Here is an 18,394-nt window from a genome sequence, read left to right on the forward strand (position 1 = left end):
AATGATAATTAAATAACTTCCACTCTTGAATGTGGGATGGGCGTCCCGCCCGTCCAAAAAGGCCGGGCGGGACGCCCATCCCACAATAAAAATTAAAATTGTCAGTTATTTAATTCGCGCTCCGAAAGAACCTAAAAAGTGAACGATTGTTCACTTTTTAGATGATGAGTTTCCACCCAATCGCGAGTTTCGCACTGGATACCAAAGAAACCGGGTTTTTATAACGGAAGCGATCGCACTCTAGGAGAGATTTTGCTAAAAAACCCGGTTTCTGCGTAAGTCTCCAACCTTGAGAAATCGGGTCGATCGCGAGCAGCTATTTTTGGTTATTTTGCTGGTGCAGATAGTTGTTAATCGCTTTGGCGATTTTTGCTTGCTGGTATGGGTTCATAGTGCGGGGTAGGGAGATGCGAGAGCCTCCACAAACTAACAGTCTAACTTCGTACCAAATGTCATGCTCCCGATCTTTTGTTCGCTCGACTTCCACGCCATAAATCTCGCACAGAGAGTATTGAATTAGCTTAGTTCCCAACAAACCCTGCTGTTTAACAGTCAGGGCATTTAAAGTTGTATCAAAGCTATAAATTTCCTTTTTTCCGAAGGCTATTACTGCTATCCCTGCTGTCACAAATATGGCTCCTATCCCTAGAAACCAACTGTCGAGTAGCTTTAATTCCAGCAATCTGCGCTCCGCATTTTTAACAAAAGAATTGATGTCCGAAGCAATAGCGTCTTGGGTTCCCCAATTAGGGGAGTTAGCAGTGAAAGGAACATAGCCAGCATCAGTCCGAAGTACAACTTTGCTGGTGTAGGCCGCTCTGACAACTTTTGCTCCCTGCAAAGAAGCAAGCTGAATTTCTTGAATCTTCGATCCCAGCAAGCTCGATCGCACCAACTGACAATTCCCTTGTGTTCCTTGCACTCTGTGACAATACAGGCTTGCCAAATTGTAATCAAACGCCGCCAATTTCAGTCCAAATACCATTAACAAACAGCTAGGTAGCCAAAAATCAAATACGCCACGAGTCTGAATTTTTAATTCAGTCGCTGTTTGCTCGATTATTTTCATTTATTTTACCCTGAGATTAAACAAAGGATATTAGAGGCCCTATCTTTGCTGGGATGCGCCCTATTGTTAACTTATATGTTATTTGAAGTTTGTCCTATGACCTGAGCCTTTTGATCTTGCTAAGATATTAGCACTAAAATGTCTCGCGCACAATAACTGTAGCGAGTATAGGTGCGGGTGGCTTTGAGATAGCTTTCCGTCATTTCTCCCTGGTGATGGACTTGGGCGATTGCCTACGCGATATAGCAATCCTCGCATCATTTGCATAATTATTGTAGGGGCAATCCCACGCCCGGTTACCCGATAGATAGGGGGTAGGCACTCTTAGCACTACCCCTACCAATTTATCTGAATCATTTAGGATTGCTATAGCTAGGGTTCACTGATTTGTAGGGCAAATACATTGCTAAGCGTGCGATTATCCTTAATCGAGATATAGCTGCGAATCAAGTCAGCCATTTTGTATTGTTCTGTTAGTGAATAGCTTCTTAAACAGATGATATCGCCCCCGAACATCCACAAATTAACATAATAGCTACGATTTCCCTCGCTATCTCCTATTTCCTCTAATTCCACCGCAGAAATCTCGCGAGTTGAGCATTCGGTAACATCATGAAGCCATACACCCCGTCGTTTAATGGTCATTTTGCTAAGAGTTTTATCAAAAATATATGTTTCATCTATCGCCCCGTCCAACAAAGACAGCGAAAACAACAGAAAGATACCTCCACCTATCCAATTTGATACTAAAATAATCTGCAATAATCCCATAACGATAAATGGAGAAATTAATAGCAAACCATCCCAAAAGCTCGCTGTTTTAATTATTAATCTATTTGGCGTTTGCTTGATGATTTTCATTATTTAAGGTGAGATTTTTAACAACCCTGTGAATCACTTATCTATTCGCTGTATGCAATTTTTACTGCACCGATTATTATTTGACACTGCTTTGGACGATCGCACTTTTGGTGTTGTAAACAGCCTTGACAGCATAAGCGTCGCCCGGACGTATATGTAAAGCTCTGTTAAAATTGATTAAAGCGGTTTGATAGTCTCGCTGTCCGTAGTAAATATAGCCGAGTTTCATCGATTGTTTGAAGTCAGAATTTTGATCAGCAACACGTGCAGAATTAGGATTAGTTACAGGTGCAGCAGAAGTAGGAGATGGCTCTAAAGCAGGAGATAACTCTTGATTGGGTGATGGAGAAGTGTTGAAACCAGAAGGAAAAGAAGAGGGCGATTGCTCGTTATACCCCTGCTCTACATTAGATCCAGAGCCAGAGATTTTTACAAAATTTTTGCCATAAAATACTGAAGTAGTAATGCCTCCCAATACAAACATCAACAATCCAGCACATTGAATTAAGAAGGTTTTTCTAATTTTTTCATTGCTCCAATTTTTGATATAAAAAACCAATGATGCCAATGGGACAAGCAAGTAAAGCACTCCCCAAATAGTTTCCTCTCCAAAAGCTTGAACTAATCCCCAAAAATAGCCAACAAGACTTAAAACTAAACCTAGGATAAAAAATAAGGCGATCGCAATTCCCGGCATTTTCTATTTCTCCAGTAGATGTATACTTATTTTGACAACTGTAAAAGAGCGGATTTTCAACCTGAAACTCTTTCCCCTGTTTGCTGTGTTAAAAATAGATTAGCGGTGACAACAGTTCGATCGCGCACAGCGAATGTTAGGATTTAGGTTAGGAATTTGACTAGGAACTCGATCGCGACTGCCGCAAATGATACTCTCAACCCTCGATCGACCCGAAGAACCATTTGCACGGGCAAGCAAAGGCTGGGACATCCAAAAGCTTTACACCGACTTAGCAAATGCCAAACAACAATTCGCCCCCCACACCAGAAGAGGGCTGACACCTGTAGAAAAGCGGCACCTCTGCGGCTTGTTGTGCGGCTACAGCCCAGCCGAAATTGCGGTTGTTCTCAACAAACAAATCAAAGGTGTCGAAGTTGATTTGTCAAAAACTTTGTACCGATACATAGAGTTATTGACAAATCGGCCCCGGAATGCTCTCAAAAATTGGAGAGATGCGATCGACTGGCTGGAAATAGCCGGGTATAAAACGCAGCCAAAAACCTCAACCGGCGCCATCTTAAAAGCCACTCTCCACCATTCAGACAGGATTTTGTCTGCAGCTATCAGTCCCGACGGACAATTCCTCGCAACGGGCTCAGAGGATAGTACAGTGAAAATTTGGAGTTTGCACAGCGGGGAACTGCAGCAGACAATTTTCGGACATTCAACAGCCGTATTGCTAGTGGCTTTCAGTCCCGCCAGCAAAACGCTGCTGACACGATCGCGCGCGGGTACAGTCAAACTCTGGAACCTGCAAAACGGCCAACTGCTGAAGCGTTTGGCAGACGTGCACCGCCACGAATCCGTCGCCGTAAGCCCCGACTGGCAAATTTTGGCGATCGGCACCACCCGCAGCACTGTCAAGCTTCAGCACCTCAACAGCGGCCAACTGCTGCAAGTTTTGGCAGGCTATCAAGGGGATGACATAAGTGCGATCGCCCTGAGTCCCAACGGCAAAATGCTAGTAGCCAGCGGCCTCAATGCAGCCAGCGGTTTCTGTCGCGCCACAGTCACTTTGTGGGAACTGCCGGGAGGCGAAGTGAGGCGAACATTTGGCAGCGAAAATTATGTGGCAATTTCTTCCGATAGCCAAATTCTTGTCAATCATGGTGGCCAAAATATCAAACTGTGGAATTTGCAAACAGGCGAATTATTGAACTCACTGCAAACAGGAATTCGCATCACTTCCGCCGCCGCAATTAGCCCCGACGGGAAATACTTTGCAGTGGGGTGTTTTGACGGTACTGTTAGACTTTGGAATTTTCGCGGCGAATTGCTGCACACTTTAGATGGACATTCTAGCCCTGTGTCTGCGGTGGCGATCGGGCTTTTGGGCGAAACTCTCGTCAGCGGCGGGGAGAATGGTACTGTTAAACTTTGGCAACTGCGGATTGAAGATTAGAGAGGTTAGGGGCGATGATTAAATTATTAGACTATAATTGATTTAAGTTTTTTTAGAGGGGGCCAGACAATGCAACTGCCAGAAAAAAGAAATATTGCATTGAAACAGAAGCGTCTGGCAGAACTCAAACAGAAAATTGCTAGTGGCACCGAGCAAATTGCTCAGGGGAAAGTAACTGATGGTGAATTAATTTTTACCAGATTGCAGGGAAAAATTCGCTTAATTTCTGATTCTAAGGAATGAGGATACGGCAATGCCGTTTCCCTCGCCCAAAATAATCAATCTTCCTCGCTTTTTATGTAAGCATCGCCCGATTGATTTTAGGGAAACGGCATCGCGTCGTGTCCTGAGTGTGGGTAATATCAATTCGGATGTGACCCGATTTATATAAAGCTAACGACATCAAGAGCCCCGACTTCTTGGAGAAGTCGAGGCTCGGAATCACCGATTAAGAACCATTTTTAAGCAATAAAAATCAACGTTCCCTTGCTCATTTCCAAAGTATCGCCCATTTGCATACCGTTGTGAAAAGCACCCAAAATCACCTCGCTAGTTTTGCCGAAAGCGATCGCCCCGCTAGCATCAATTCCAATTGCGCCAAAATCCCGTTGACGTTCGTCAGCTTCAGCAAAAGAACGCTCAAAAGCAGCTTTCAAACTCAAACCATCCGTTACCCGAATCACAATTCGCGCGGCCAAACACTCGTCCATAATGTGCTCGCCAATCCCCGTACAGCTTACCGCCGCACTCCCTGCCGCGTAATTACCCGCCGGCATCGCCGAGTCGCTAACCCGCCCGATGCGCTCAAAACCCTTGCCACCAGTAGAAGTCCCAGCAGCCAAGCGTCCATGAACATCCAAAGCTACGACTCCGATCGTACCCACACCGGCCGGTTCGGCAACCACGTCAGCCATTGCTTTGCTAAAATTGCCTTGGCGTTCCTGCATCCACTCGTGCAAACGCAAATCCGTCATCGGATCGTAAATCGGCAAGTGAAGTTCTCGCAACAATTCTGCCGAACCAAAATCAGAGAGAACCCGATCGTCCGAAGTCTGCAAAAATTTAGCAAGTTCGATCGGATTTTGAACGCGAGAAACATTTATCGCCCCGCTGAAACGCTGCATCAAACCGTCCATCAGCGAAGCACTCATCCGAATTTGACCGTCCGACTGCACCACAGAACCAGTACCGGCATTGAATCGCGGGTCATCTTCCAACAATTGGCACCCCCGCACCACTGCATCTACGGCACTTGCACCGTCTTTCAGCAGCGGATAAACTTCCTCCAAAACATCGTAAAGCGATTTCCGCACCGCCTCAATTCCGCCTTTACTGTGTAGAGAACTGCCGGCACCGCCGTGAATAACTAGCTTTGGTTGCACTTGTTGCGATGCCATAATTTATAACCTAATAACCTAAAATTTTTCCTTTGCAATCTTAGCTTTGATCGAGCAACTTACCCTAAATTCTTAATCTTGAGCCGCCAAACGGCGGCGACGACAACGTTCGGAGCAGTATTTGACCTCATCCCAGCAGTCGGCCCATTTTTTGCGCCAAGTAAAAGGTCGATCGCATACCGGGCACATTTTTGTCGGTAAATCAGATTTCGATCGTTGCTTAGCCATGCTAATTTTGACAATAGATTAACTAATTCCCATCTTGTACCATTTTTATGAACAGGCAAGATGCCTGTTCCACAACAAAATTCAATTCTTGTGGAACAGGCATCTTGCCTGTTGCTGAGGAAACGAAACCAACCACTTTCAGCTAAAAATCTCCCTAAATTAAATGCTCGAAACGGCCGACGCCAACATCCGAATAGTTTTAGTCGAACCTGCAGGCCCATTGAATGTCGGTTCTGTTGCCCGCGTCATGAAAAATATGGGTTTGCACCAATTAGTTTTGGTAAATCCCCACTGCGATCATTTAGGGGAAGAAGCCCGACTGATGGCAGTTCGCGCCGCCGACATATTGGAAACGGCGAAAGTAGTCGAGAGTTTGCCCGCTGCTTTGGTTGGGTGTGTCAGAGCGATCGCAACTACAGGGGATGATAGTCGATCGTTGCCAACACAACTAGAAGAACCCGCAGAGGCCTTGCCTTGGCTCCTAGAAGCCCCCAGCGCCCTCATTTTCGGCCGAGAAGACTGCGGCTTGACCAATGCCGAATTAAACCGCGCTCAACGCCTGATCCGCATTCCCAGCAGCGATGCCTACACATCTCTAAATCTCGCCCAAGCCGTCGCTATCTGCTGTTACGAACTATACCGGGAAGAAGGAAGAAGGAAGAAGGAAGAAGGAAGAGGGAAGAGGGAAGAAGGAACAGGGAAGGAAGAAGAAGATGCCTCGTTCCCCGGCTCAGCCGGGGAACGCATATCCAGAGGCTCTGCCTCTTCAATACCCCATGCCACAGATAATTTATCAACTTGTTACCAAGAACAACTTGCCACCCGCCAGACAGAAAATCTCTCAATTCCCCTCGCCAGTGCTCCCTTGGAAAATTTAGAGGGATATTACCAGCAACTAGAAACGCTTTTACTCAAAATAGGATATTTGCAGCAGCACACAGCAGCAAGCCGGATGGAAAAATTTCGGCGTTTGTACACCAGGGCCTATCCGACAGTGGATGAAGTCGCCATGCTGCGGGGCGTCCTCCGCCAAACAGAATGGGCAATCAAAACTTACCCACGAGAGGCAAATTCTGATACTCTGGATAGGGCGTTACCGGAAAATCCAACGGATAGCTAGGAGAAATGCTGATAATTGGGGATGTGATATTGAGGATTTTTTTCACAGAGAACTTTTCTTCACCCACTTGTCACTTTCATAACAGGGTTTCTTGACTAAAAACCAAAGCTTTGCGATAATTTGCGAGCAATAAACCAGGTGGCTGATACCATGCAGCGTCTGGGATAAATCTAAAATCTAAAATCTAAAATCTAAAATTGATTGGCTGACAAGCTGAAAAATCTTAAACTTGAACTTTACATTAGTGATGAAGGAGTAAGACGTGGCAGAGCGGTTTCCCAAAGGATCGATATTATCGGTGATATCCTCGTCGATATCCTCTCCCAACTCCGGCTCAAAGCAGCCTAAGTCCGGCAAAGCAAGTCAGTCTGGCAAATCGGGCCGCCGCCGTCCTCCGCAACCGCAAAACGGCAATCCAGAAATTCGATCGCCCGAACCTGCAACTTTGCCACCGCAACAAAGCCGCGGCAGCAGAATTGGAGCCAATTCTCCCACATCTTCGGAAGAATTTACTACACAAGACTTTTTATCCGATCCTCGATCGGCAATTAACCCCAGAAAACCCAGAACCAGCAAAACTCCGCAGTCGAAGACTCGCCAACCAGGGAAAAAAGGCCTCGCTGCTGTCGATATGTTCCAGTTTCCAGATCCGACTCTGGAGCGGGAAAATGTGAGTTCGATCGCCAGCAATCCCAACACCCAGCCCCCAACTGCCACTCCCCCTACCACCCGTGGAAGTCTTCCCACTTCGCCCCCAGTTCGCATTCCAGACACGGTAATCCCCCCAGATGTCAAAAAACCCCCCGTGCCTAAACCGCGTCCGCAAGCGAGCCAGAAACCGGGCAAACGCTCTGCACCTCGGAGCGTGCCGCCGTTGGTGTATGCTACTCGCTTGCTGATTTTGGGAGTTGGGATAGCGGTGATTTGCGGTACGCTGCTGTCGGTGGTAAATGCTGTGAGTCGAGCATCGACTGTAGCGACAGAAGAACAAACTACCGCAGGGCAGAAAAACCCAGCCGATAGCGCATCTGCTGCCTCCGCAACCCCAGAAGTGCTGCAACTGAATCAAGAATTAGGAGCTTTGAAAACCCAAGTTCAGGTTTTAGCAACAGAAAATCCTAGTTTGACAGCCGGAATATTTCTAGTCGATTTAGATACTGGAAGCTACCTAAATTTTAATGGCGATACTGCTTTTGCTTCAGCTAGCACAATTAAAGTACCAATTTTAGTGGCTTTTTTCCAAGCAGTAGATGAGGGCAAAGTGCAGTTAGATCAGGTGCTGACGCTGAAGTCCGAACACATTGTCGGCGGTTCTGGGGATATGCAAGACCAGGCTCCTGGGAAGAAGTATTCGGCTTTGGAAGTTGCCCAAAAGATGATTGTTGTCAGTGACAATACGGCGACAAATATGATGATTGAGTTGTTGGGAGGTGCTGAGGTTTTGAATCAGCATTTTGCAAATTGGGGTTTGAGTACCACGGTTCTGCGTAATAATTTGCCAGATTTGGAGGGGACTAATACTACCAGTCCGAAGGATTTGATTAATATCATCGCCCAGATCGATCGGGGTAATTTGGTATCGGTGAAATCGCGCGATCGTATTTTGCAAATCATGCGACAAACTAGAAATGATTCTTTGCTGCCGAAAGGTTTAGGCGAAGGTTCAATTATTGCTCACAAAACCGGCAACATTGATACAATTCTTGCGGATGCAGGTATGGTGGATTTGCCGAATGGTAAGCGTTATTTGGTGGCGGTGATGGTGAAGCATTCACCGGAAACTGAGAAGCCAGCTCAAACATTGATTCGGGAGATTTCTCGGATGAGTTACCGCTATTTGTACGGTGGGGAAACGCCCGCCGATTCAAAAGTGAAAATTAAAAATTGAAAATTTAACCGGGTTTTTTCGGGCAAGTGTTGTAGACTTTATCAAACTATAAATCAGTTTGTATTATGAAACTAAACATTCGACTTGCTTGTCTGGTAGCGCTTTCAACTTTAGCTGTTGGAGTCTCCCCCGCCTTGAGCAATCCTGCTCCTGAATATGAGACCGACGGCGTGAGAGTGATTAACAATAATATCGAACTCAATCGGGCGAAAAACTTAGCCCGTCAAGCGGCAGAAAGGGCTAATGGTGGTTTAGGCAACTATCGAGCTGAAGCTTCTATGCACGGTATTTCTAGGGAATCGCCTTTTGTAGACAATGGCGATGGAACTTGGACTTTTACTTTTAAGGGTAACAAGCCTGGTTCGTCTGTCTATACGGTAGAGACGGTTGTTACGGTTTCTCAAGATGGGAGGGTGAGAGTCGATTACAACGGGCGAATTCGCGAGTTATCTCCTTTGTGAACAACTGTGCAAATATCGGGCTATGCAGTTTCAATCCTCGATCGGGATTTAAGTTAACGGCATTTTTTCCGTTTGTTACAATCAAGGGAATTCCCATCCTCACATCAGCACTAATGCAAATTATCCTAGAAGTTCCCGAGATCCTTGGCGAAAAACTGCAACAATTGGGCGATCGTCTCCCGGAAGCCCTGGATCGCGCACTTCGGGAACTCGCCCCCGCAGAAACCATCCCCTACCAAGACGATCGCCAAATCGTCGAACTGCTAGCCAGTCAACCCAGCCCAGAAGAAATCCTCGCAATCCGCCCCACACCTGCGTTGCAAGCCCGTATGAGCGAACTGCTCGATCGCAATAAATCCGGCACTATTTCAGCCAGAGAGGAAGTCGAACTCGATCGCTATTTGCTGTTAGAACATTGGGTGCGTTTAGCCAAAGCTCACGCCTACAAACGCTTACAGACAGCAGCATGAGCTATATCAAATGCGTTAGCATTGAAATTATTCATCTCTCTTATCTCTCTCTGTGTTCTCTGCGTCCTCTGCGGTTAAAAATTCCAATCCAACTGGAAACGATATCAATCCCTGATAGGGGTTTAGGTTAATTGCGGCATTCTTGAGCAATCAAGAAAAGCTGAATAATTTTTTATATCAATCCCTGATAGGGGTTTAGGTTAATTGCGGCACAATCAGTCAATTAAATTATAACTTTGTGCAAAATATCAATCCCTGATAGGGGTTTAGGTTAATTGCGGCCGATCGCTCCAGAAGCATTACAGTATTTAGTTTTCAAGGTACTGTTCCGTCAAGCATCCAAAAAATATCATTTCAGGCACCGACCTGTCAAGAGGCAAAATTTTCAACAACCATCAAAGCTATACACAGCAATAATTTCAGCCTTTCCGTGAATCGTTTTTTTCAGCATAGAGGCTCAAACCCTTGCCGCACCAGCCATACAGCCGAAAGATTTGACCCCCTCAAAAAAACAGCTACCCATTCAGGGAAATTCCCAGAACCGGAAAGCGATTAAACACTCGCGACTGCTAACTGTTCCGCCGCCTCTTTCTCGTTCATCTCGTCGAGTTTCTGCCAAACTTGCTGCATCAATTCATCCAATCCAACTCTACTAACGGCGGAAATCAACAAAACAGGAGCCCCACTAATTTCTTTAAGTCGGCTGATTAAATTACGAATTTCTTCGCTTTCGAGGTCGATCGCATCTACTTTATTAAAAGCCAAAATCTGCGGTTTATCGGCTAAACCACGCCTGTAAGCCTTCAATTCTTCCTGAATTGTGACATAATTGGCGATCGGATCTTCATCCGTAATATCGATCAGATGCAGCAACAACCGAGTTCGTTCGATGTGCCGCAAAAACTCGTAACCCAAACCAGCACCTTCGTGAGCCCCCTCAATTAATCCCGGAATATCAGCAAAAACAGTACCGTCGCCGCTGGGTTTTCTGACTACGCCCAAATTCGGGACTAAAGTTGTAAACGGATAATCTGCTATTTTGGGGCGGGCTGCAGATAAAGCTGAAATTAAGGTGGATTTGCCAGCATTGGGCATCCCCAGAATTCCCACTTCAGCTAATAGCTTCAATTCCAAACGCAAAAATTTGTGTTCTCCTTCTTTTCCCGGCATCGCATAATCTGGAGCGCGGTTAGAATTGGTTAGAAAACACTTGTTTCCCAAACCGCCTTTGCCACCTTTGGCTACGCAAAAAGTCTGTCCGGGCGTTACTAAATCTGCTAAGATTGCCTGAGTTTCCGCGTCGTAAACTACTGTACCGCAGGGAACTTCGATCGTGCGATCGTCCCCACCGGCACCGGTCATATTTTTCGGCGCGCCCCGCTTCCCGTCATCGGCTTTAAAAATCCGGTTGTACTGAAAATCTAGCAGCGTTTGCAGGCTTTCCACCGCCACCATATACACGGAACCGCCTTTGCCGCCCGTCCCGCCAGAGGGGCCACCCGCTGGTACATACTTTTCTCTGCGAAAAGCTACCATACCGTCGCCGCCTTTGCCGGCTGCGACTTGAATATCTGCTCGATCGATAAATTGCATAATTTAGTCAGTTGTCAGTTGTCAGTTGTCAGTTGTCATATCATGTCCAATCGAGCGATTAAGAGGGCGGGTTTTTGAGATTGTCAATTATTGGCAAATATTTTTCGTAAACCCGCCCCTACCTTATTAGGGGTAATCGACCGGACATGATATCACTTGTCATTGGTCAATTGTCAATTGTTAGTTGTGATTAGTCATTAGTTATTATACCAGATGCAAGTACCATATTCCCCTTTTCCTTTAGTCCGCGTCGGCGTACGACAGCCAAGTTTAGTCGCGATTTACAGTTGCGGTAAAATTATAATTTTACCAATTTTTAAAAGTAGTTCAGAGCCAGAGATTGTACGTGAGCATTTGTAGGGAAACGGCAATGCCGTTTCCGGCTCCTAAATCGGCGATTTTTAATAATTTGTATAAGCTTGAGGATTGTACCAAAACTTTTATTGAAGTAGTATTATCAAAGCAGATTTGATATTAGCAGGACTTACGCACAAAAACTGCAAAAACCTGGTTTTTCTAATGGGGCGGATGGGTGTAATGATGTTTTTTCGTAGAAAAACCTGGTTTTTGCGTTCAGGACTAATTAGTAGTCATTGGTTAATAGTTACAGTCATTAATCCAAGATTTTACAAGAATGACTACTGACTACTGACTACTGACTAATGACTACTAACTACTAACAATATGACGATACATCTTCCTTACATTCATCTGCCAAATAGCAGAGAGCTCGAAAGCGCATCCCGACTAACTGTTCGTAAAGCGGGTTAATCTGGCACATCGCCGGAATGTGGACGATTTTGCGACCAAATAAAACGACATCTCGCTCAAACGGACACTGGGGCGGAATAATTTTACAGACAAAGTGTGCCAATTTTGGATCGTGAATTTCCCAGCCGTCAAGCCAGTCTTTGACGGGTTGCAGGACATCTTTGTGGTGAGGTTTAGGTAGCCGAGATGAAAGGGGTGTTCCGGCGACGGGGGCGACATTCGCATCAAAGACGATTTGGCTGCTGGGCCCCTGCGGATCATCGCACTTGCTGTCTTCGATGGTGTGTCGCAGAGCTTCGAGCGCCTCTACATTTTGCCCCAAAGCTGTGCAAAACTTATAGATTACCTCGTCTTCGCTGAGCGAGTAGGTACCGTCTGCCAAAGCTACCATGACTGCTGTCCTTAAAAAATCCTCGCCTTTGGCGGTGTCTTTCCCTAACACAGTGGCTAATTCCTCTGGGGCAATAGGTTCAAAACCCTCCTCAAAAGATACCGGGTGTAGTTCATCCTGAGTTAGATTTGCAATCATTTTTTGCTCGTCTTCGTCAAAGTTGCCGTCTGCCCAAGCAATTGTCAGCAATCCCCGCAGCCAAGCAGTAATCTCTTCATTGGTGCAGGAAGATTTAGCGTTACTCATTAGCATTTCCACTTGGATGTACCAGTCAATTTGTTCGTTTACAGCGGGATCAATATTCCCCTCCCAATAATTTTTACTGGTTTTTTGGTCGATGGATGATCTATTTGTGGAAGGTTTGTGGCCGAAGATTGCTCCAAACGCTTGTAGTGGATGTGTTAAAAGCATATTTGTTTCTGTGCAGCATCGCTGACTAGCGAGCTAATCTTTTGGCTAATCCTATTCCCTAAAAAGTCATCTATCGGGAGGAATAGGTTGGTTGAATTCATCTTAACTTTAGTTGCACCCATTGAGATGGGGATCGACTTTTATTCCAGCCGGATTGCCATTAGCAACCCAATTTTTCGCCAAAAATAAAAGGTTGGCAAGCGCGGGATCTAATCAGACACTGGGTTTCTTACCCAGGGGCGATCGAACTTCGCTCTCTTTACATTTTAATATATATTTTTGTGAATTTTTCTGTACTGGCAGCACAATATTAACAGCGAGCAGGGTTTAAGCTGTTGAAATAAAAATATATGAGAAAAATTTGACCGCCGATAAAAGCTTTTGATTGCTGTGTCCGTCTATAAATGACCGATTTTTTTTAACTTCGGCGGCACAAAATCCAGCGCAATTCCATTGGCGGGCGTGCGTTTGCCATCGGGAAGACATCTCGACCGGTGGCCCAACTGGGAAACCAGGGCGTCGGGGGCCAGGCTGCTTCCGGCAGGTGGTGGCGTTCATATTCAAACACCAATTCGTCGGATATTTGGACTAAGGGCAACCCTTCCATTGCAGTGGCGAGTTCTTGGGGCGTAAATAAAGTAGACCAGGAGAGTTGGGCAACTTGTCGCACGAGGGCATCAGGCTGGTAGTCACCGACGGTTAAAAACGTGCTGAACAGCAACAGACCTCCAGGAGACAGGGAATCGCACATTTTAGCGAGGAAAAGCCGTACTTGATCGCTGTCTCGAAAATGTGAGATGACTTCGGCGGCAACTGCCAACTGGTAGCGGGCCGGTTTCATCCGCATTAAGGGGTCGAGCACATCGCCTTCAGTCACTGTCACGGGAAGGTTTTCGGCTGTTACTGCTGCTTTCAATTGTTCTGCAAAAGCTGGGGCTAGTTCGATCGCATCTACAGAATAGCCCAATCTCGCCAGGGGCAAGGTATTGCGGCCGGTACCAGCGCCCACGTCCAAAATCCGCACTCGATCGGGTGTGCCCAATTTAGCAGCCGTTGCCATCAATTTTGCGTCTGGATGAGAGCCGAAAAGCGGAGGTTCTCTGGTGTCTACCCAGCTTTTGTACTGTTCTCCTACTGTTGAGCTAGTAACAATGACTTTGCAAGCTAAACCAGTTTGTGGCGGCTGCACAGATTCGTATTGCAGAATCAGCATCGATGCTGTGGAGGTGCGGTAGCCTTGTTCTAATTTGGTGGCTAAAAGCTTGCTGAGTTCGTCTCTGCGGTCTTCGGGCAGGGGTCTGTCGAGAGTGCTAAATAGCTTTTCTATCGACTTGAGATAGTGGCTTAGCATTCCCGGTACGCAGGGGAAAATTAATTCTCCGCGAGCGTTTACGCGGGTATTAATTTTGTAGAGGATAGCTTGCTGGAGAATGTCGGGATTTACTACCAGCGGTAGCTGTTCGGTCTGGTTGATTGTACTTTCGGCGCCCATAGATTCCGCGAAGAGGTGATTAGCTGTTAGTTGTTAGCTGTTAGTTGTTAGCTGTTAGTTATTTGTTATTTGTTATAACTCACATTTTGCACCCTTTTCAATAACAGGCATCTTGCCTGTTCCACAAAGAGGGAATTTTATTGTGGAACAGGCAAGATGCCTGTTCATAAAAAGCTATAAGCCGCGCGTCAAAGCACTTTTAGCGTAAGTATTAATTATCAAAAAAACGCGGATTTTAAAGCTTTATTTTCAATAAATATCAAATCGACCAAGCCCAAAACGCGAGTAGGTTCCAAAATCGGAGTTAGTATCAAGATCATCTGTAGCGGATTTAACTCAATTGGCGTAAGTCCCACGCTGTAATTGTACTCAATTGGGCGTTGGGATATAAGCCAAGTAAGGTGTATGAAATAATCCAAATTTTCCTGATTTGTCACAAAAAGATGGTATGATATAAGTGGTTGCGACCCACCCACTCGGCTGCAAACAACAGGTCACAGTAGCAGTAGTATGCTTACCAAGGATAACTGCGAGAGAAAGGGGGAAAAGACAGACCGCTGGTTATTGGGATACCTCCTAATGTGAAATACAATCCAAGTTTGTCATACGGAATAGTTTTTTGCCTTGGGAAACAGGGTTTCTGCGTGGGTTCCCTACGAAGGGATAAAGGCTGCAACGCCAGAGATGCTGTGTAAGACTTGGATCGTCTTGAGTGACGAATATTCAGCAATGGATATCCCCAACAGAGCAACGGCAAATGAGACACGAAGCCTACACGCTCACCGCAAGGTTAGTGTTAGGTATTTCACATTGTATTTTTCACGGCGAGGTGGAAAAAGCGTCAAATCCTCTCGCCTTCTCCCCTCTCTCCTTCCCCTTGTCAGCCATAACAGGCAATGTATATGGGTAGCAACTAAAAGCGGGGCTTAGTTGCTGCCGGTAAAAGTCACTAGGGGGAACTTTGACTGAGCTTCAGTCATCGGGCGCCGTCTGCCTTCCTCTTGCCAGTAGTTGATTACTTCTGTGGCTTGGTTGAGGATTTCGACGCGATCGTTGTCAGCAATCCAGTGTTTGGCTTCGAGTTCGTTTTTGAGGTCTTCCCACGCATCTTTGCGTGGCCAGAAAAAGTAGGATGTCAGCGGGCTAGTTCCTTTGCCGACAACTTGGTCAACGGCGAGGGCAACATTCTCTTCTAGCCAGAGAACTTTTAAGATGAACTTGGACAAGCAAACCTCCAGGGTTCCGATCGAACTTGTTAAAAATTTCTACAATCGCTAAGCGTAGCACACTCTGTTCGATAATTGGTCATCGGCCATAAAAAGTTTTGTGGCGCGACTGCTTTTAGCGCCACTCAGGGGCTGGAAACCGATAAAATTTGGGTTCTCACCCGCCCTAGGTACAAGGATGGTTAAATTGTGAACAGAGTTATTGTAGTTTTTGACATTGATGGTGTGGTGCGGGATGTGTCGGGTTCCTATCGGCGGGCGATCGCGGATGCGGTGGAACATTTCACGGCGGGTGCTTTTCGCCCGAATTCTCTCGATATCGACTCTCTGAAGTCTGAGGGAGTGTGGAATAATGACTGGCAGGCGTCTTTCGAGTTAGTTTGCCGTTATTTTGAGGGAATTGGGCGATCGAGAAACGAACTCGCTCTCAACTATGACGAATTAGTGGCTTTTTTCCAAAGTCGCTATCGCGGGCCCGATGAGAAAAATTGGACTGGTTACATTTGCGACGAACCGTTGTTGTTAAGTCCGGCTTACCTGGAAAATTTAACTGTTGGGGGAGTTGTTTGGGGCTTTTTTAGCGGGGCGATGCGGGATGAAGCTGCTTATGTTTTGTCAGGGAAACTGAGTTTAAATTCCCCGGTGTTGGTGGCGATGGAAGATGCACCGGGAAAACCCGATCCGGCTGGACTTTTCGCGGCAATTGAACAGTTGGAAAACCTGCACGGTTTAGAAGAAAATTTGCCCGTGATTTACGCGGGAGATACTGTTGCGGATATTTACACGGTTGTGAAGGCGCGGGAAGTGCAACCAAATCGGGTTTGGCTGGGGGCTGGAATTTTGCCACCTCATGTTTTGGATGATGCTGGGCGCTGCGAGGCTTATGCTGCGGGGCTGGAAAATGCGGGTGCAGCAGCGGTTTTCAGGAATGTCGAGGAGTTGACGGCTGCGCGGATTTGGGAATTAGTTCAGTAGGCTGTTGAATGTTGACTGTTGGCTGTTGGCTGTTGAATGTTGACTGTTGGCTGTTGACTGTTGAATAGGGGTCAAAAAAATGAAAATTGCGCGAATTATTTGTTGGCAGGTTGATTCGATTTTGCGCCTGACGTTGAAGCGCGGATTTGACATCGATATTATTGACAAACAAATCTAATTTTGTTAAATAACTGTGCACCTTATCCTATTGACAAGTAAATGTAGTTTTGTTACATTTATTTGTCAATTTTTGCATCTTTGAGTTGACAATATCTGCTGCTGCGGCTTAGTACAGAGTAGAGGTCAATCTCTAGGAGAGTGCCAATATGTTAGTTTCGCGATCGACTGCTAAACAAGCTACGCCGGAAGAAACTCGGCAACTACAAAAGCTCCAAGTCCAAATCGAGCGAGCTGTTGCTAACGGCAAGATATCTAAGCAAGAAATGGAAGACATCAGAAGAGCGATTTGTGCTGACGGAAAAGTTACTGTTGAAGAACTGGAACTATACAGAATGTTGGTGACAGATAGGATTGTTTCTGGAGATGTGGAATACGAGTTTTGAGAAAAAAATCAACGGAGGGAAGGTATTTAAGGAATGAATGTTGAGGAAAGAAGAAACAAGGAAGAAGAAGTTAAATTGTTCTTCAAGAGTTTATTTACTGCTAGCTTAGGATGAGATTGGGCAATTTTTTGGAGCATCCCTTTTAGGAACTATACCCCACAATCATCGGGATGCTCGCAATTTTTTATTGGCGTTTTGAGATTATTTCAAGTGCAAGAATTTGTCTAATGCACTGACTGCAAGTGGTGGCCAGCGGCGGGTATTGGCAACCCAATCGAGGTCTTTGTAACGGGAGTCGAGGCCGATGGCTGCTACCCAATTGCTCTCAGCTTCGCCGCGATTTCCAGCTTCCCAAAGACAGGCGCTGAGGGCGGCTCTCATGTCGGCAAATTGGGGGTATCTGCGGACGATGTTTTTCATGTTGCGAATTGCTTCTTTGGTTTGCCCGTTTTGATAAAGTGCCAGGGCGTGGTTGGCGCGGGCAAAGGCGTATTCGGGGGCTAGTTCAAAGGCTTTGCTGTAGTCGGCAATTGCTTGTTCCCATTTTCCTAAACCTGCTTCGGCGTTGCCTCGGTTGTTATAGGCGGCTGGATCTTGGGAGTCTAATTCTAGTACATGATTGTAGTCGGCGATCGCCTCTTCCCAGCGTCCTAAACCTTCTAAGGCGGTGCCGCGGTTTAGGTAGGGATCGGGGGCGTCGGGTGCTAGTTCGATCGCTCTTTCGTAGTCGGTAATAGCGGCTTGTAGTTTGTTTTGGCTGACTCTAGAATTGCCTCGGTTGCTCCAAGCGGCCGCTTGTGAGGGAAATTTGTCAATGATTTGAGTCCAAAAAGTTTCAGCGGCGGGAAATTTGCCTTCATTTGTAGCTTCAAAAGCTTTTTGAACGAGTTCTCCCAATTCCTGTTGGGGATCGGCGATATCTGTTGGTTGTACTTGTGCGGCAACGGGGGCGATATTTCCCAACCATACTAATCCGGTTACAATTAATACTGTAAAAAATGTGAAAACTGAGCGAATCATCGTTGTTGGTCGTTTAAACTTTACTAAACATATTATTAACCGAATTGGCGAGCGTTGGTTAGAAGATGTTTGAAAAGTCTGGGCGACTTAAGTCGCAGCTACAGGGACAAAACCTGCCTCCGCAGGTTCTGGATTTTGTTTCGTCGGGATAGGCGGACTTTGGTTGGGTAGTTGGGGGTTTAACTGATATCATGTCCGATCGATTGACCATAATATCCCGGCCGGGGCGGGTTTTTGAGATTGTCAATTATTGGCAGATATTGGCAGGTTTACCCGCCCCTTGCAAGCTCCAAGTAGCGCCTGAGCAGTCCATCAAA

Annotated in this window: 18 protein-coding genes; 8 read left to right on the forward strand and 10 right to left on the reverse strand. The window is 46.2% G+C overall.

The window, feature by feature from the left end:
- Window positions 1-316: 316 nt before the first annotated feature.
- The 3 genes from QT987_RS18295 to QT987_RS18305 form a co-directional block, all read right to left on the reverse strand.
- Window positions 317-1,069, reverse strand: a complete 753-nt coding sequence (locus tag QT987_RS18295) for a hypothetical protein (protein WP_333056884.1) — start codon at window positions 1,067-1,069, stop codon at window positions 317-319.
- Between the two features lie 372 nt (window positions 1,070-1,441).
- Entirely contained in the window at window positions 1,442-1,930 is a 489-nt protein-coding gene (locus tag QT987_RS18300; RefSeq protein ID WP_333242544.1) for a hypothetical protein, read from the reverse strand.
- A 76-nt stretch (window positions 1,931-2,006) separates the two neighbouring features.
- Window positions 2,007-2,627: a hypothetical protein gene (locus QT987_RS18305; protein WP_333242546.1), complete on the reverse strand. Its 621-nt coding sequence runs from the start codon at window positions 2,625-2,627 to the stop codon at window positions 2,007-2,009.
- Window positions 2,628-2,814: 187 nt separating this feature from the next.
- Here QT987_RS18305 and QT987_RS18310 point away from each other — a divergent pair, with 187 nt between their 5' ends.
- A complete protein-coding gene (locus QT987_RS18310) occupies window positions 2,815-4,071 on the forward strand; it encodes a WD40 repeat domain-containing protein (protein ID WP_333242549.1) in 1,257 nt (418 codons plus the stop codon).
- Window positions 4,072-4,140: 69 nt separating this feature from the next.
- Entirely contained in the window at window positions 4,141-4,314 is a 174-nt protein-coding gene (locus tag QT987_RS18315; RefSeq protein ID WP_333242552.1) for a hypothetical protein, read from the forward strand.
- Window positions 4,315-4,532: 218 nt separating this feature from the next.
- Here QT987_RS18315 and QT987_RS18320 read toward each other — a convergent pair whose 3' ends face one another.
- Together QT987_RS18320 and QT987_RS18325 are read right to left on the reverse strand one after the other, a co-directional pair.
- Window positions 4,533-5,468, reverse strand: coding sequence for an isoaspartyl peptidase/L-asparaginase (locus tag QT987_RS18320; protein WP_333056878.1), 936 nt, complete (start codon window positions 5,466-5,468; stop codon window positions 4,533-4,535).
- 72 nt (window positions 5,469-5,540) lie between these two features.
- Complete coding sequence (locus tag QT987_RS18325; RefSeq protein WP_006631540.1) at window positions 5,541-5,696, reverse strand: DUF2256 domain-containing protein; 156 nt, start codon at window positions 5,694-5,696, stop codon at window positions 5,541-5,543.
- 163 nt (window positions 5,697-5,859) lie between these two features.
- Here QT987_RS18325 and QT987_RS18330 point away from each other — a divergent pair, with 163 nt between their 5' ends.
- The 4 genes from QT987_RS18330 (at window position 5,860) to QT987_RS18345 (ending at window position 9,635) form a co-directional block, all read left to right on the forward strand.
- A complete protein-coding gene (locus QT987_RS18330; protein WP_333242555.1) occupies window positions 5,860-6,816 on the forward strand; it encodes an RNA methyltransferase in 957 nt (318 codons plus the stop codon).
- 262 nt (window positions 6,817-7,078) lie between these two features.
- Entirely contained in the window at window positions 7,079-8,704 is a 1,626-nt protein-coding gene (locus tag QT987_RS18335) for a serine hydrolase (protein WP_333242558.1), read from the forward strand.
- Window positions 8,705-8,769: 65 nt separating this feature from the next.
- Window positions 8,770-9,165, forward strand: a complete 396-nt coding sequence (locus QT987_RS18340) for a hypothetical protein (protein ID WP_333242561.1) — start codon at window positions 8,770-8,772, stop codon at window positions 9,163-9,165.
- On the forward strand, window positions 9,162-9,635 hold the full coding sequence (locus tag QT987_RS18345) for a hypothetical protein (protein WP_333242563.1): 474 nt from the start codon (window positions 9,162-9,164) through the stop codon (window positions 9,633-9,635). The genes QT987_RS18340 and QT987_RS18345 overlap by 4 nt, the downstream gene beginning before the upstream one ends.
- 552 nt (window positions 9,636-10,187) lie before the next feature.
- Here the strand turns inward: QT987_RS18345 and obgE are convergent.
- From obgE to QT987_RS18365, 4 genes are all read right to left on the reverse strand, one after another.
- Complete coding sequence (obgE, locus tag QT987_RS18350; protein WP_333242566.1) at window positions 10,188-11,228, reverse strand: GTPase ObgE; 1,041 nt, start codon at window positions 11,226-11,228, stop codon at window positions 10,188-10,190.
- Between the two features lie 676 nt (window positions 11,229-11,904).
- Window positions 11,905-12,801, reverse strand: a complete 897-nt coding sequence (locus QT987_RS18355; protein WP_333242569.1) for a Mo-dependent nitrogenase C-terminal domain-containing protein — start codon at window positions 12,799-12,801, stop codon at window positions 11,905-11,907.
- Between the two features lie 418 nt (window positions 12,802-13,219).
- Window positions 13,220-14,152 carry a class I SAM-dependent methyltransferase gene (locus QT987_RS18360; protein WP_445299614.1) on the reverse strand — a complete coding sequence of 311 codons (933 nt, stop codon included), beginning with the start codon at window positions 14,150-14,152 and terminating at the stop codon, window positions 13,220-13,222.
- Window positions 14,153-15,219: 1,067 nt separating this feature from the next.
- Window positions 15,220-15,531: a 30S ribosomal protein PSRP-3 gene (locus QT987_RS18365; RefSeq protein ID WP_333056906.1), complete on the reverse strand. Its 312-nt coding sequence runs from the start codon at window positions 15,529-15,531 to the stop codon at window positions 15,220-15,222.
- Between the two features lie 177 nt (window positions 15,532-15,708).
- On the opposite strand from QT987_RS18365, the gene QT987_RS18370 reads away from it, so the two are divergent.
- The gene (locus tag QT987_RS18370; protein WP_333242575.1) at window positions 15,709-16,494 is read left to right on the forward strand and encodes a TIGR01548 family HAD-type hydrolase; all 786 of its coding nucleotides are present in this window, start codon (window positions 15,709-15,711) and stop codon (window positions 16,492-16,494) included.
- A 326-nt stretch (window positions 16,495-16,820) separates the two neighbouring features.
- A complete protein-coding gene (locus tag QT987_RS18375) occupies window positions 16,821-17,057 on the forward strand; it encodes a hypothetical protein (RefSeq protein WP_333242578.1) in 237 nt (78 codons plus the stop codon).
- Window positions 17,058-17,258: 201 nt separating this feature from the next.
- Here the strand turns inward: QT987_RS18375 and QT987_RS18380 are convergent, their stop codons facing one another.
- Window positions 17,259-18,077 carry a tetratricopeptide repeat protein gene (locus QT987_RS18380; RefSeq protein WP_333242580.1) on the reverse strand — a complete coding sequence of 273 codons (819 nt, stop codon included), beginning with the start codon at window positions 18,075-18,077 and terminating at the stop codon, window positions 17,259-17,261.
- Between the last annotated feature and the right edge of the window lie 317 nt (window positions 18,078-18,394).

Source organism: Microcoleus sp. SVA1B4 (assembly GCF_036700545.1).
GTDB lineage: Bacteria > Cyanobacteriota > Cyanobacteriia > Cyanobacteriales > Microcoleaceae > Microcoleus.